Origin of the sequence: Lacrimispora struthionigena (genome assembly GCF_048627165.1) — a bacterium.
In the GTDB taxonomy this organism is placed as follows: domain Bacteria; phylum Bacillota; class Clostridia; order Lachnospirales; family Lachnospiraceae; genus Lacrimispora.
Map to the genome: position 1 here is coordinate 2,566,048 of NZ_JBMBWP010000002.1, position 13,662 is coordinate 2,579,709.

A 13,662-nucleotide genomic window follows, 5' to 3' on the forward strand; every position below is an offset into this window, starting at 1 on the left:
TGAAACTGAAACATAACTATGGAGAGATTATTGAGCATGACCCAATTGACTAAAAAAGTATTAAGTTTCTTCCTGTGTCTGTTTTTGTTCGCCTCTTCCTTTACAGTAACCGGGAAAGCAGCTGTTGACTGGCCTGACAATATATCGGTACAGGCAGATGGAGCGATCCTGATGGATGGGGATACCGGAACAATTCTCTGGGGACAGAATATACACAACCAGTATTTTCCTGCAAGTATTACCAAGGTAATGACTGCATTGCTGGTGATTGAGAACTGCAAACTGGACGACACTGTAACCTTTTCCCATGATGCTGTATTTAATGTGGAATCCGGAAGCAGCAATGCCGGAATTAACGAAGGGGACCAGCTGTCTGTAAAAGACTGCCTTTATGCTCTTTTACTAAAATCTGCCAATGAATCTGCCAATGCGTTGGCAGAACATGTTGCAGGAAGCAGAGAAGCTTTTGCTGATATGATGAATGCAAGGGCAAAGGAACTTGGCTGCAAAAACACTCATTTTGCCAACCCCAGCGGTTTAAACAACCCGGAACATTATACATCCCCCTATGACATGGCACTCATTGCCAGAGCAGCCTTTAATAATCCCATCTTTGAAGAGATCGATTCCACCACCTATTATAAACTTCCACCTAATTCCATTAACAAAGAGGGACTGGCCATCTATCCGGGACATAAAATGATGAGAAAAGGTTCTCCATATTACTATCCTGAGATAGTGGGCGGAAAAACTGGTTATACCACACTTGCCGGCAATACATTGATTACATGCGCCGAAAAAAACGGAATGAAGCTCATCACCGTTATACTAAAGGGGTCCACTCCCCAATACTGGGCAGATACCAAGAATCTTCTGGAATTTGGTTTTAATAATTTTACGTCTTTAAAAGCGGCTGAATACGAAAAAACCTATAGTTCCATTACCAACGATTTAAACTTCAGCGGTCTTTCCATCACAAAACCGGAAGCGCTGGTACTGGATCCTGACAGCCGCATTATATTACCAAAGACTGCCGACTTTTATGATGCGCAGCCAGAATTAAGTTATGACATATCAAACGATGATCCGGAAAATGCAATAGCCAAAATTAATTATCGTTACCAGGACAGAGTAGTTGGTTCTACCTTTCTGGAAATCAACGATTCCCTGGTAGCATCCGCAGTTAAATCAAAGCTTGATGATGCTCCTTCCACCAAAGCTTCTGAAACGTCTGAAGAGGCTGTAGACGCTCTGGCAGGAAGGGACGCAGCAAAGTTAAAAGCAGACCGGGCAGCACAGGATTATAGGGAAAAAGCATTAAGACCTTTTGAGATCCCCATGTCAGCCTGGCTTATCCTTGGATGTGTGGGAGCTGCCATTATCATCGGTGGCCTTATATCTTTTATGATTTTCAGGAAGCACCAGGAAGAACAAAACTCTCTGATACGGAGGGAACAAAGACTAAAACGTCTGAAAGAATCAGGCGTCTCGGCAGATGAATTTGATTCACTTCTTCAACAGCGCCGCGGTATCTATACCTCCAGAAAAAAAGGCTGGAGAAAAGGAAAATTTAAATTCCGGTAAATGGGAGGGGTTATGAAAAAGTCCTTGTCAAGAAAAGAACTGGTGTGGAACTTTCTGGTTACCATCTTAGCTCTGACCGGAGCAACCATTGTTGCCTATCTGCTGGTCTTTGTGGGCGGACACACCGCGAATGTAAGTATCGTATATATGATGGCAGTTGTTTTAATCTCTCGTTTTTCAAATGGATATGTACCGGGAGTCATCGCATCTTTCATCAGTGTAATCTGCGTAAATCTGGTATTTACGTACCCTTTTATGCACTTAAATTTCACCATGGATGGATATCCCATTACCTTTATTGCTTTAATGGTGATATCAAGTATTACAAGTGCCACCACAACACATTTAAAATATCAGAATAAAATTATCCGTGAACGGGAAAAGCTTTTAATGGAAGCAGAAAAAGAGACGATGCGGGCAAATCTGCTGAGAGCCATTTCACATGATCTCAGAACACCCTTAACCGGAATTATCGGTGCAAGCAACTCCTTTCTTGATGCTCAGGATTCCATGTCCGAAGAAGAAAAAGCAAATCTGATAAACGGAATCCGTGAAGATGCCAACTGGCTTCTTAACATGGTAGAAAATTTGCTGACAGTTACCAGAATCCGTGGAACCAAAACGCAGATAACCAAATCCCTGGAACCATTGGAGGAGGTAGCGTCCGAAGCAGTCATGCGTTTTCATAAACGTTTTCCTGGTACCGAGGTAAAGGTAACTGTACCAGATGAACTGGTCATGGTACCCATGGATGCCACACTGATTGAACAGGTGATTATCAACCTTCTGGATAATGCAGTGTACCATTCAAATTCCAAAGATCCTGTCAGTTTAACCATCTCGATTGAAGATGGTAACGCCCGCTTTGACATCCGTGATCACGGTGTGGGAATCGCACCAGAAAGACTTTCTACCATATTTGACGGATATACCCCTTCCCCAAACAGCAGTGGAGATTCTCATAAGGGTATGGGAATTGGTTTGTCCATCTGTAAGACAATCATAACCGCACATAACGGAACCATAACAGCGGGCAATGAATCACTTGGGGCAATTTTTACTTTTACATTACCATTGGGAGAGAATACTTGTGAATAAATTTACAATAGCAATTATTGAAGACGAAAAGAATATTTCGGGTTTTATTGAAAGCACCCTTCAAAGACATGATTATAAGGTCATCAGTGCAGTGAATGGAAAAGACGGACTGGCTATGATCAGTTCCAACTGCCCTGATGTGATCCTTTTGGATTTGGGTCTGCCTGATATAGATGGATTGGATATCATCAAGAATGTAAGAAGCTGGTCAACCATTCCTATCATTGTCATTTCTGCCAGAACCCAGGAACAGGAAAAGGTTACAGCACTTGATTATGGTGCTGACGATTATATTACCAAGCCCTTTGGCACCAGCGAACTTCTGGCCAGAATCCGTACAGCGTTGCGGCACGGCAAGTCTACAGTCAGCACAGTTGACGGATCTGTGGTACAGACTCCGTATCAATGCAAGGGTCTTGTAATTGACTTTGCCAAACGCCTGGTTACGTTAAATGGGCATGTGATCCATTTAACTCAGATTGAATATAAGCTGGTATCCCTTCTGGCTGAAAACTCCGGCAAGGTACTTACCTATGACTACATGATCAACCATATCTGGGGACCCTATGCAGACAGCAATAACCAGATTCTAAGAGTGAATATGGCACATATTCGGAGAAAAATCGAAATAAATCCCGGAGAACCAAATTATATCTTTACAGAAATAGGTGTTGGTTACCGAATGCAGGAAAGCGAATATTAAGAAGGGGGAATTGCCCCCTTCTTTTTGTTCAGCTTGCGGACTTTGGTTTTTTCCACCCGTTTTTTCTTGGCCTCGTCCTTTTTTTCATAGATTCCGCCAATTTCATCCTCTCCAATCAGCTTCATGGTCTTTACCACATAAACCATTCCCGCATCATTTCGCCTTAGCCTGATTTTCCCCTTTACATTACCATGAACAGGGCAGCATCCCAGTGCCGTATATACTTTCTGGTTTACAGAAAACCACCGGATTTTCTTCTTCAGCATCCGGTTGCATTTACAGCAGATCAGATCCGTTACCGTCTTATCTTCGATGGCAGCCTGCTTTGATTCAAAGGGCCTTGAGATGTATTTGGAATAACTGGGAAAGACCAGATAGATCTCTTCCTCTTTATTGACAGGCAGACAGTAATAATCCGTAGACCAGTATGCCTCCACCTTTTTAAAGTCCATTTTACTCATAATCCGCCCCGTATAATGAGCATCATCAAGAGCTCTGTGAAACGGACGTTCTTCCATGACTCCTGACTCAAAAACAGCTACATCAAGAGACACCCGGTCTTTTCCATCCCCCTCCAGGAGGCTGTATAGTTTTTGGATGTCGTAGTAAAGAAGGGGTTTTTTAAAGGGATCTGGCAATCCATAATAGGCGATGTTTCTCTGGAGCTCCGTTAGATCCATGGATCCCCATGTACAAAATACGGGATCGTCTCCACACCAGAGAAAAAACTCTTTCACAGCCTCCTCAAAGCAGATTCCCTCTTCCATCAGCGTCTGTTGATCCATGTGGGTCACTTCCAGGATCTTTTCATGAAGCTCAGTATAGACTCTGGGCTTAATCAATCTCCTGTATTCTCCCGTTTCTTCCATGGTCTCATTCAGCCTTACTGCTCCGATTTCAATAATCTCAAAGGGAAAATGGTCAACTGCTTCCTCCTTCCCTCCAGCGCTCTGGTTCCATTCCAGATCCAGTACAATGTAGTTTTTCATATATTCAAATCCTTTATTTTATGAGTCTGTTCAGTTTCTCACGCATCTTCTGTCTGCGCCGGTTTGTTTCTTCTCCATCAAATTGGAACGCTCCGTTTATTTTAAACAATACGTCCCCTTCTCTGGATCCTTTTGGGAGTTCCTTTAAAGGCAGCTTCACCATAGTTCCGCTTTCCTCTTCGCAGATCGCAATCTCCTGTTCGATCCGGTCTATGATATATTGCATGGTATTCCCCCTTCATGCCGGTTCTTTATGGATTACAGCTTTTACACGGCTCTAACCCTTGGTTAATCAGTTCTTCTCTGGTTCCAGTATATAGCTTCCGGTTCTCTTTTTTTATAGATTGTGCAAGCCTGCAATCCGGTAGGTGGAATTTGCCTGTATTGGTATTTATAATATAATCCTTGTGGGTATCAGTCTCATTTTCCCTGGTTTCCCCGGCAAGACTCTCCTGCTGCTCATCCTGCCCGGGAATCCGAAGCCCGGTTCCGTCACTTTCAATTACGACTGTTCCAATCTGATCCGTCCGCAGAACTTTTATTCCCTGCTTCTTAAATAAATCCATTGTTTCTTTGTGAGGGTGTCCGTAATCATTATTCTTCCCGCATGAGATAACTGCATACCGCGGACTAACCGCTTTTATAAATTCCGGGGTTGATGAGGTACTGCTGCCATGATGAGATACTTTTAAAACATCTGCTTTTAGAGGAAATCCACTTAGCAGCATATCCTGTTCGGCTTCCTTTTCCGCATCTCCGCATAAAACAAAGCTGGTTTTTCCGTATACCAGCCTCATGCCTATGGACCAGTTATTTAAATTATCTCCATAATCCCGGTTGGGGGAAATAATTTCAAAAGATGCCTCACCCAGACGGTAACTTTCACCTGCTTTTGGGATGGTAACCTTAATATTTTTATCTGCAATGGCATCAAGCATCCCCTCATAAATTCTTGTAGTATGCTCTTTTTCTGGAAGCATAACAGTTGTTACATCAAATTCACGGATAACCCCCTCCAAACCACCGATATGATCCGAGTGGGGATGTGTTCCGATCACATAATCAAGTTTTTTTACTCCCTGTGCTTTTAAATAATTAATAACTGTGTCCGTCTGATCTTTTTCTCCTGCATCAACAAGCATAAAGTGACCATTTGCTTCAATCAGGGTGCTGTCACCCTGACCTACATCAATAAAATGTGCAGCCAGTCCAAAGCCAGTCTTTTGATCATCAGTCTCATTTCGCACAGCAGTATTTAAATCATCTGTCCCGGTTGCTTTATATACACAGCCAGTCAGAAAAATCATACAAAGAACAGCTGCCAGTGCCAGAATCCTTTTTCCTTTGTTTCCAGCCAAATTTGTTGTCATTTCCATCTGCTCCTTCGTGTTATTATATGATAGAATTCCTCATTCTACAAGTATTTTCCACGTCCTGCCACAGGGCAATCCGTTTCTTTTGCATTAAAAACGGACTGCAATATGCAGCCCGTGCAAATATGATCCATCTTTAAGGTAGCCGAGCTCCGTCAGAACCGACTTTGGCACCGTCAGGAGTCGTACTGTCAGTAAGCATCTGTCCAGTCTGTGTGTCACAGTAATACTGTTTCCCATTCCAGTCGATCCAGCCTGTAGCCATATATCCCTGCGCGTTAAAGAAATACCATTTTCCGTTGATATTCTGCCAGCTGTTTTTTGAGTAACTGCCATCTCCATTTTCATACCAGCGGCCTGTCTGATCCTGCTTCCAGCTGCCTGCATAGTTTATAAAATTGGACTTGGCCTGTTCCCCACTGACAAAGTTTGAGGAAGATTCTACCCAAGCGCCTTTTTTCTCCGGATTCTTTGCGTTTACGGTGCGAACCTGGAATGTGTAGTTACCTTCTTTTGTCAGGAAGCCTCCCAGCTCCATACTTGTCTGATCCGTTGTTTTTGCAGTTCCTACACCTTTTCCATCACGATAAAGCTTGACTTCATAGCTTCCTGCCCCCACGCTCTTTGACCAGTTTGCCACATGACCATCGGTCCAGTTTAAGGAGCTGACTGGCTGGGTAAATTCACCTGCGGAAGGTAAATCTATGGTAACAATTACAGTCTGGTTATAATCTTCTTTTTTTTGCTTTACATAAGTCCCGCCCTCAATGGTATAACTTCCATCCTTAGTATCAAAATAATAATCATCCTGACAATGCAAGGTTACTTCCAGTCTTGGAACATCATTTTCATACCACTGAAATCCGTCATTGATAAATTCACACTGGTCCACTTCAATTTTATCGCCTTTTACCGTAACTTCTGCCTGCTGTTCAGAAATGTTTCCTCCCAACACTATGTCTGCAGTTACCGTCATTTTTACTGTAGTGATCTTCTTTCTGGAAGCAGCTGATGCAGTGGTACAGTTAGCCCCTGTAACCAATGCCGCCGTTAGCATCAGTGCCATAATCTTCCTCATATTCATGCAGCATCCCTCACCTTTCTATCTCTTTAATACAGTACAAAATTATGTATACGTGTACTCATTATACCTCATATAAGAGAATTTGTGAATGGTGATGAGCATTAATTCCCGTGAGATTTAATTCAGAGTATCTTCAGAGGGTACAGAAAAACAGGGCAACAGAAGAAAAGACCCGTTCTATTTCTTCTAATTGCCCTGTTATATACGCTATCATAGCTACTTTGCAAACTCCGCCAATGCCTGATTGAACTCATCCTTCTGATCATAGAACGCGCCATGTCCGCTGAATTCAAATGGCAGTAGTACTGAATTCTTAATATACTGATGCTGAATTTCCCCTAATGGGAAGGGTACTACTTTATCATGGATTCCATGAATAATCAGAGTTGGTACACAAATCTCTGTCAGATCCTGGAACAAAACCTCCTGAATCCATGTATTTGCAACTTTTGCCGTTGCCCAGCCGGCCGCCTGCAGTCCCACCTGGAAAAACCAATCGGAAAATGGTGCGGTTAAATGCTGGAAGAAGAATATATCTCCAAAGTTTCTTAGCATGTTGGGCCGGTCTTCATAAGTTCCGTTTATAATATCCGTTACGATCTGCACATCAACACCATAAGGAAAATTCTCCCGTTTAATCAAACTCGGGGCTGCAGCGGCAAACAAAGCCAGTTTCGATACACCATGCGCCTTATGCCTTGCCATATACCGGATTGCAATGGCACCCCCGGTTGAATGCCCCGCCAGTGTGATATTCTTTAATCCCAATGCATCAATTACTTCCCTTACATCATCTGCAAGTCTGTCGTAGTCATACCCGCAAAAAGGCTTATCCGAATCTCCAAATCCCCGTGTATCAATCCCTATGCAGCGAAATCCCATGGCCGGAAGCACATCAAACTGATACTCAAACAGCTTACGGCTCCCTGGCCATCCATGAAGAAACAGGATAGTGTTTTCGCAGTCCGGATTTAAATCTTCCACGTAAATGTTGACATTTCCATCAACAGTGACATAATAACCCATAATCTTATATCTCGACCTTTTTGATTTATACTATTCGAAAAAAGCTGGTCCGGTACACGATTATGTCATTTTTCTCTTCCAAATCAAGATACATTTTTATGATAATGGTGTTTTGCAATACTCACATTCACATACAGTTCCAGTCGTGACCTTATTTTGGGCCCCGCAGTTCTGGCAAATAAGAACTTTTGAACTTTCTGCTTTTGTTGCTTCATGCCTGATGTTTGTTCTGCTAAATCTATCCGACAGATAAATTCTACGATTATTGTCATATAGATAAGAATCCTCTAAATAACCCCCATCAATAATCTCCTGTATTTCTTTTATAGCCTTTGGAAAATCTAGAGCCATCATTGCTGCTATACGCTCGGTATTTGTTTGGTGATTGTCAACAATTAGCTCCATATATCTTTGATACCTGACTCCTGACTCCTTAACTTTTCGGGAACCATAAAACATATGTAAAGAAATACAGGTAAGCATAATTATTCCCGGAATTGCTTCCGAAAATTCAGCACCCGTTTTTACAAATTTAAACCAATAACAATAATAACAGTTTAGCAGCAAAACTATTATTCCTAAGAGAACCATAATCCTGCTGTTTATTTTAGCCCCCTCTTTATCTGTCTTCATTTTCCTATGAAATAATAAAAAACCGATAGGCATAAAAAGCAAGAACCAAAAAATAACTACAGGCCATAAAATAAACTTAGTTTTATGCTTCATTTTTTCTTCCAACTCAGTGGTGAGCCACAATACTCACACTCACCAACCTTTCCATTTATTATTTTATTGCTTGCTCCACAATTGTGGCATGTCACGGTAATAAAATTCTGTTTTTCTTCGATTTTTCTTTGAGATACCACTTTAGTTCCTGGTAAAATACATTCTGAAACAGTGTCAATATAGACATTCTTAAAAAATTTTCGCTTTATCATTAAATTTAGTTTTTTAATTACTTCTTCTTTAGGACTATTAATTGCATTGGCAAGAGATACAATAGAGCCTGAAGAACTCGTACTCAAAAGTATTTGATATCTTCTAAATTCATCTATTAGCTTTATTCGTTTTCTTCCAAAAACAATAAGTGATATTCCCCAGCCAGTAATTAAAAAACCTAAGATACGATACACAAAAGATAATTCTGGATGCATCATCACCGATAGGGTAAACGTACCAAAAATAAATGTATTAAAAATACCTAAGCCGATCATTGAATTAGCAATAAAATGTCCAAAGCTAATATGGGATTCCGAGCTTCTCACTGTTTCTCACCTTTACCTTTATATTATCTGGATTAATTGTATTATATCTAGGTGCCACTTATGATAATGGTGATCCACAGTATTCACATTCACTTATTGTTCCTGTGATAACCGTATTCTTTCCACCACAACTTTGACAAATGACTACCTTAGGATTCTTTTGTGTATCCTTCTCATAACTCCTGTTGGGCATTTCACAATTATTTTCCTGTTTATTCATATAAGTTGTTTGATTTTGAGTAAATAAAATTGTAGTCTGATTTTGGAAATCTTTAAAATCTTTCATAAAATCATCTGTCATTTTATTTAAAAATTCTTTACTTTCATTAATTGATGCAATTCGTTGCTTCTCATAGTAATCTGCTTCTTTTTTTAATAAAACTGCTCTCAAGAATATATAAAAATTAGGAAATAACATTATGATTAATACAGGGTAAAACGTTTTAATATCTTCAAAATTTATATGCGCACTCCCCAGCAGCCAAATATTAAAAACCATTAATATAACGCCAAATATAAACATAATTCTACAATTATGTTTTGCCCCTGGTTTGTCTATTTTGATTCTTTCATTAAGCTTATATATACCTACAGGCCAAAAGAATACAAACCATAAGATGATAGCCAGCCACCCAGGAAATCTATACTCCCTTTGCATTTTATTCTCCTTTAAAATATTCTTCTAAACAAATTTCTCCCCACATTCCGGACAGAAGTTTGACTTGCCATTCATTGTAGCACCACACTTGGAACAGGTAATGGTTATATTTTTACCGCACTCCGGGCAAAACCTGGCATTTACTGGTATGCTCCCACCACATCCTGGACATTTTTGAGATAAATTTTGACCGGTTGGATTGGTGAAATCATATCCGCAGGTACCACAGTATCTCTGATCATTTCTCTTAACAGAATGACAATTGGGGCATACTGCTCCCGACTCCTGTCCAAGATTCAATGACTGTGTCATAGTATTTAATGTGTTTCCAAAGCCCGTTCCCATACCAAGTCCCATACCCGCACTCATAAATGGCGCTGATATAGATCCCGGATTTCCAGCAACATGTTCCATTGTATCAAATGATCGTTCCTGCTGATAATTATAACCCAGTATATTCATCTCCGCTTTTTTAGCCAATGCATCTTTTAATTTCTTTACTGCAGTATCATCTTCAGGCACACTGACATCATTTACATAGAAACTAACTAATTCTATTCCATATTCAGACATAACCGGCATAAGTTGTTCTTTCAAAAATTGAGATAACTCGTCTATATACGCATTGATTTCTAGTACGCTGATTTGTCGTTTCAGCAAATAAGTGGAAATTGCGTCTTTCACTTTTGTAATATAGATGCCTCTAAAAAATTTTACCAGGCCAGGTTTGTCAAATGAGGGCAATGTTCCAACCATTTTCGTAAGAAACTCTTTCGAATCTGAAATCTTTATTCCAAATATACCGTTAGAACGTACTGGAATAAACAAACCAAATTTAGGATCCTGAATCTGTATTGGTGATGGAGTGCCCCACTTTATATCAAGAGAAGACGCTTTGTTCACATACCACACCTCAGCGGTAAACGGAGATTTACCACCAAAGGGAAGGTTTATAATCTTATTTAAAATTGGCACATTAGCAGTTTCCAGAGTATGAGTTCCTTTCTTAAAAACATCAAGGGCCTCACCACCCTTGAATAAAACTGCCTCCTGGGATTCACTGACGACAAGCTGCGTCCATGTACCCAACTCTTCATCTGGGTACTTCCATGCGAAGACATCTGGTTCTCCATTATATTTTATTACATTAAAAAGTGCCATTATTACCCTCCATGCTCTTTTTTAATTGTTTTTTATCGCTACATCTGAGTTTAATGATACCATATTTTTCCTTTTTTTCATAATAAAAGTAAAAAAAAGGTACCGAAATCCATTACGATTTCGATACCTTATCCCGTTCCCGAGGTGATTTGAACACCCGGCCTACCGCTTAGGAGGCGGTCGCTCTATCCAGCTGAGCTACGGAAACATCTCTGTGCTGCAGGCAGCCTGCAGCACAGTTCAAAACTTATTATATTCAAATATAAAGAATTCGTCAAGTCATTCTTGGATTTATTCCTCTGATTCCTTGAATTTTACAGTTCCCTGCATCCAGATCTGTCCTTTGAATCTGCGTCCGACTTCCGGTGTTCCGGTTAAGTCTTTTTTCGCGATACAGACATGGAAAATTAAATCACTGCATTCAAGAGTAAAATCGTATACCTCTTCTTCTGTAATATGGTTCTTCATCTCATCAATTTTAATAATTTCACCAATTACAGAATACTGATCGCATTCTACACCGCATGGCATAAAGCATGAATCAATAATCGAATACAAGTCTTCCTTCATCACCCGTCTTGACGCCTGGGAATAGAGATCAATGTCCTCGATGGTTAATGTCTCCATCGCATCTTCATCACCGTTCTTAGCCGCCTCTAACAGATTATTACGGTCCTTTGCAGCTACTCTTGCTTTTTCCCTTTGCTTATCTGACTTCTGAATGGGAAGAAGAACCTTACCGCTGACTGCAAGACCCGTAAGGCACGAATAACTGGTATCCATGGAATGATGGTCTATGATCCGTTCTCTGCATTCAAAGGAATTGTCTATATAAAAAATCAAAGAAATTCCAACTTTATATTCGTCTAAAAGCCCGGCGTAGGTTTCCCGTTCTGTGTGACGCTGTATGGAGCATGATACTTCTGAAGTTATATCACTGCTTTTTAAATATGGGTAATAGTACATTCTTTGAAACTTTCCATCCCGGTCCATCTCTCCATAGATGGCAATCCCCATTCCGGGCGCCACTTCTCTTCGGATTTCACACAGATTGGACTCTTCGTCAATCTGTATCCTTTTTACATCGGACAGATCTTCACAGAGCTTATCTAACAGCTTATCAATTTCCCTGTCTTTTTCATAAAGACTGAAACCTATGGTTCTTAAGAATTTATGCATAGAATCATCACCTGCTTTCTGTTTTTCTAAGATAATTTTCAGGAAAACAATAAGGCGAAGAATACTCCGCCTCAAGCCTTACGGTTTATTATATACTAAAACATTTGAGAATTCCAGTAAAATTTTTGATGTTAATAAATTCAGGTCCGTACCTTCCAAAAAAAGGTACGGACCCGGTCTTATACGATGCCCTGTGCCATCATGGCTTCAACTACTTTTTCAAAGCCGGCAATATTGGCACCTGCCACATAATTACCTTTTACACCATAGCGTTTTGCAGCTTTTGCAGTCTTCTCATAGATTCCTACCATGATGTCATGAAGCTTCTTATCCACTTCATCAAAGGTCCAGGAAAGTCTTAAACTGTTCTGGCTCATCTCAAGTGCAGATGTAGCCACACCGCCAGCATTGGCTGCCTTTCCAGGCATAAACAGCATGCCATTCTCAAGGAAGAAATCGGTTGCCTCTCTGGTGGAAGGCATATTGGCACCCTCTGCAACTGCAAAACAGCCGTTGGCCTTTAATGCCTTTGCATCCTCTAAATTCAACTCATTCTGAGTTGCACAAGGAAGGGCGATATCACATGGAATAGTCCAGATTCCCTTTCCTTCTGTATATACGGCAGAAGCAACTTCATCGGCATATTCCTTAATACGGCCTCTGCGTACTTCCTTAATTTCCTTTATTACTTCAAGACGAATGCCGTTCTTGTCATAGATATATCCGTTGGAATCACTTAAAGCCACAACCCTGGCTCCCAGCTGGATTGCTTTTTCAGAGGCATAAATTGCAACGTTACCTGATCCAGAAATTACCACACTCTTTCCTTCTAATTCCTTGCCATTATGTCTGAGCATCTCATCAAGGATATAAATAAGTCCGTATCCGGTTGCCTGGGTACGCACCAGAGAGCCTCCGTAGGTAAGTCCTTTTCCTGTAAGAACACCTTCATAAAGCCCGGTCATACGTTTATACTGTCCGTATAAAAATCCGATCTCTCTTGCTCCTACGCCAATGTCTCCGGCCGGTACATCCTGATCTGCACCAATATATTTGGATAATTCGGTCATAAAACTCTGGCAGAACGCCATGACCTCTCTGTCTGATTTGCCCTTGGGATCAAAATCCGATCCGCCTTTTCCTCCGCCGATGGGAAGACCAGTTAAAGAATTTTTAAATGTCTGCTCAAATCCTAAAAACTTTAAAATACCCTGGTTTACAGAAGGATGAAGTCTCAAGCCTCCTTTATATGGACCAATAGCACTGTTAAACTGAACCCGAAATCCCTTATTAACTCTTACCTGTCCGTTGTCATCTACCCACGGCACACGAAATGAGATGATACGCTCAGGCTCTACCAGGCGCTCTAAAAGTGCGGCTTTTCTGAATTTTTCTTCATTTGCTTCAATGACAATGCGCAGAGAATCAAGAACTTCTTTTACTGCCTGATGAAATTCTACTTCTCCCTGGTTCTGCTTTACGACTCTGTCATAAACTTCATCCACGTAAGACATAATTTTCTTTCCTCCTAAGATTATAAAT

The 13,662-nt window shown here is 40.8% G+C and carries 14 protein-coding genes and 1 tRNA gene; 3 read left to right on the forward strand and 12 right to left on the reverse strand.

Going from position 1 to position 13,662, the window contains the following annotated elements:
- Positions 1-36 precede the first annotated feature (36 nt).
- The 3 genes from ACOAOT_RS21025 to ACOAOT_RS21035 are packed head-to-tail and all read left to right on the forward strand — an operon-like array spanning position 37 to position 3,385.
- A complete protein-coding gene (locus tag ACOAOT_RS21025; protein WP_420218744.1) occupies positions 37-1,584 on the forward strand; it encodes a D-alanyl-D-alanine carboxypeptidase family protein in 1,548 nt (515 codons plus the stop codon).
- Positions 1,585-1,596: 12 nt separating this feature from the next.
- Positions 1,597-2,682, forward strand: coding sequence for a sensor histidine kinase (locus tag ACOAOT_RS21030; RefSeq protein WP_420218746.1), 1,086 nt, complete (start codon positions 1,597-1,599; stop codon positions 2,680-2,682).
- A complete protein-coding gene (locus ACOAOT_RS21035) occupies positions 2,675-3,385 on the forward strand; it encodes a response regulator (RefSeq protein ID WP_420218747.1) in 711 nt (236 codons plus the stop codon). Before ACOAOT_RS21030 ends, ACOAOT_RS21035 begins: the two co-directional genes overlap by 8 nt.
- Here the strand turns inward: ACOAOT_RS21035 and ACOAOT_RS21040 are convergent.
- The 12 genes from ACOAOT_RS21040 to gdhA form a co-directional block, all read right to left on the reverse strand.
- On the reverse strand, positions 3,382-4,374 hold the full coding sequence (locus ACOAOT_RS21040) for a 3'-5' exonuclease (RefSeq protein WP_420218748.1): 993 nt from the start codon (positions 4,372-4,374) through the stop codon (positions 3,382-3,384). The two genes, ACOAOT_RS21035 and ACOAOT_RS21040, sit on opposite strands and share 4 nt — an antisense overlap.
- Positions 4,375-4,387: 13 nt before the next feature.
- Positions 4,388-4,600 carry a DUF3006 domain-containing protein gene (locus tag ACOAOT_RS21045; protein ID WP_349670163.1) on the reverse strand — a complete coding sequence of 71 codons (213 nt, stop codon included), beginning with the start codon at positions 4,598-4,600 and terminating at the stop codon, positions 4,388-4,390.
- A 25-nt stretch (positions 4,601-4,625) separates the two neighbouring features.
- Positions 4,626-5,744 carry a ComEC/Rec2 family competence protein gene (locus tag ACOAOT_RS21050; RefSeq protein WP_420218749.1) on the reverse strand — a complete coding sequence of 373 codons (1,119 nt, stop codon included), beginning with the start codon at positions 5,742-5,744 and terminating at the stop codon, positions 4,626-4,628.
- Between the two features lie 139 nt (positions 5,745-5,883).
- Positions 5,884-6,831, reverse strand: a complete 948-nt coding sequence (locus ACOAOT_RS21055) for a cell wall-binding protein (protein ID WP_420218750.1) — start codon at positions 6,829-6,831, stop codon at positions 5,884-5,886.
- Between the two features lie 216 nt (positions 6,832-7,047).
- Positions 7,048-7,857: an alpha/beta fold hydrolase gene (locus tag ACOAOT_RS21060; protein ID WP_420218751.1), complete on the reverse strand. Its 810-nt coding sequence runs from the start codon at positions 7,855-7,857 to the stop codon at positions 7,048-7,050.
- Positions 7,858-7,953: 96 nt separating this feature from the next.
- Positions 7,954-8,583: a hypothetical protein gene (locus tag ACOAOT_RS21065; protein ID WP_420218752.1), complete on the reverse strand. Its 630-nt coding sequence runs from the start codon at positions 8,581-8,583 to the stop codon at positions 7,954-7,956.
- Positions 8,580-9,122, reverse strand: a complete 543-nt coding sequence (locus ACOAOT_RS21070; protein WP_420218753.1) for a hypothetical protein — start codon at positions 9,120-9,122, stop codon at positions 8,580-8,582. The genes ACOAOT_RS21065 and ACOAOT_RS21070 overlap by 4 nt, the downstream gene beginning before the upstream one ends.
- 58 nt (positions 9,123-9,180) lie before the next feature.
- Positions 9,181-9,780 carry a hypothetical protein gene (locus ACOAOT_RS21075; RefSeq protein ID WP_420218754.1) on the reverse strand — a complete coding sequence of 200 codons (600 nt, stop codon included), beginning with the start codon at positions 9,778-9,780 and terminating at the stop codon, positions 9,181-9,183.
- A 24-nt stretch (positions 9,781-9,804) separates the two neighbouring features.
- Positions 9,805-10,941 carry an SPFH domain-containing protein gene (locus ACOAOT_RS21080; RefSeq protein WP_420218755.1) on the reverse strand — a complete coding sequence of 379 codons (1,137 nt, stop codon included), beginning with the start codon at positions 10,939-10,941 and terminating at the stop codon, positions 9,805-9,807.
- A 134-nt stretch (positions 10,942-11,075) separates the two neighbouring features.
- A tRNA-Arg gene (locus ACOAOT_RS21085) sits at positions 11,076-11,149 on the reverse strand.
- Between the two features lie 83 nt (positions 11,150-11,232).
- Positions 11,233-12,120: a DUF3881 family protein gene (locus ACOAOT_RS21090; protein ID WP_104439554.1), complete on the reverse strand. Its 888-nt coding sequence runs from the start codon at positions 12,118-12,120 to the stop codon at positions 11,233-11,235.
- Positions 12,121-12,299: 179 nt separating this feature from the next.
- Complete coding sequence (gene gdhA, locus ACOAOT_RS21095) at positions 12,300-13,634, reverse strand: NADP-specific glutamate dehydrogenase (RefSeq protein WP_420218756.1); 1,335 nt, start codon at positions 13,632-13,634, stop codon at positions 12,300-12,302.
- Between the last annotated feature and the right edge of the window lie 28 nt (positions 13,635-13,662).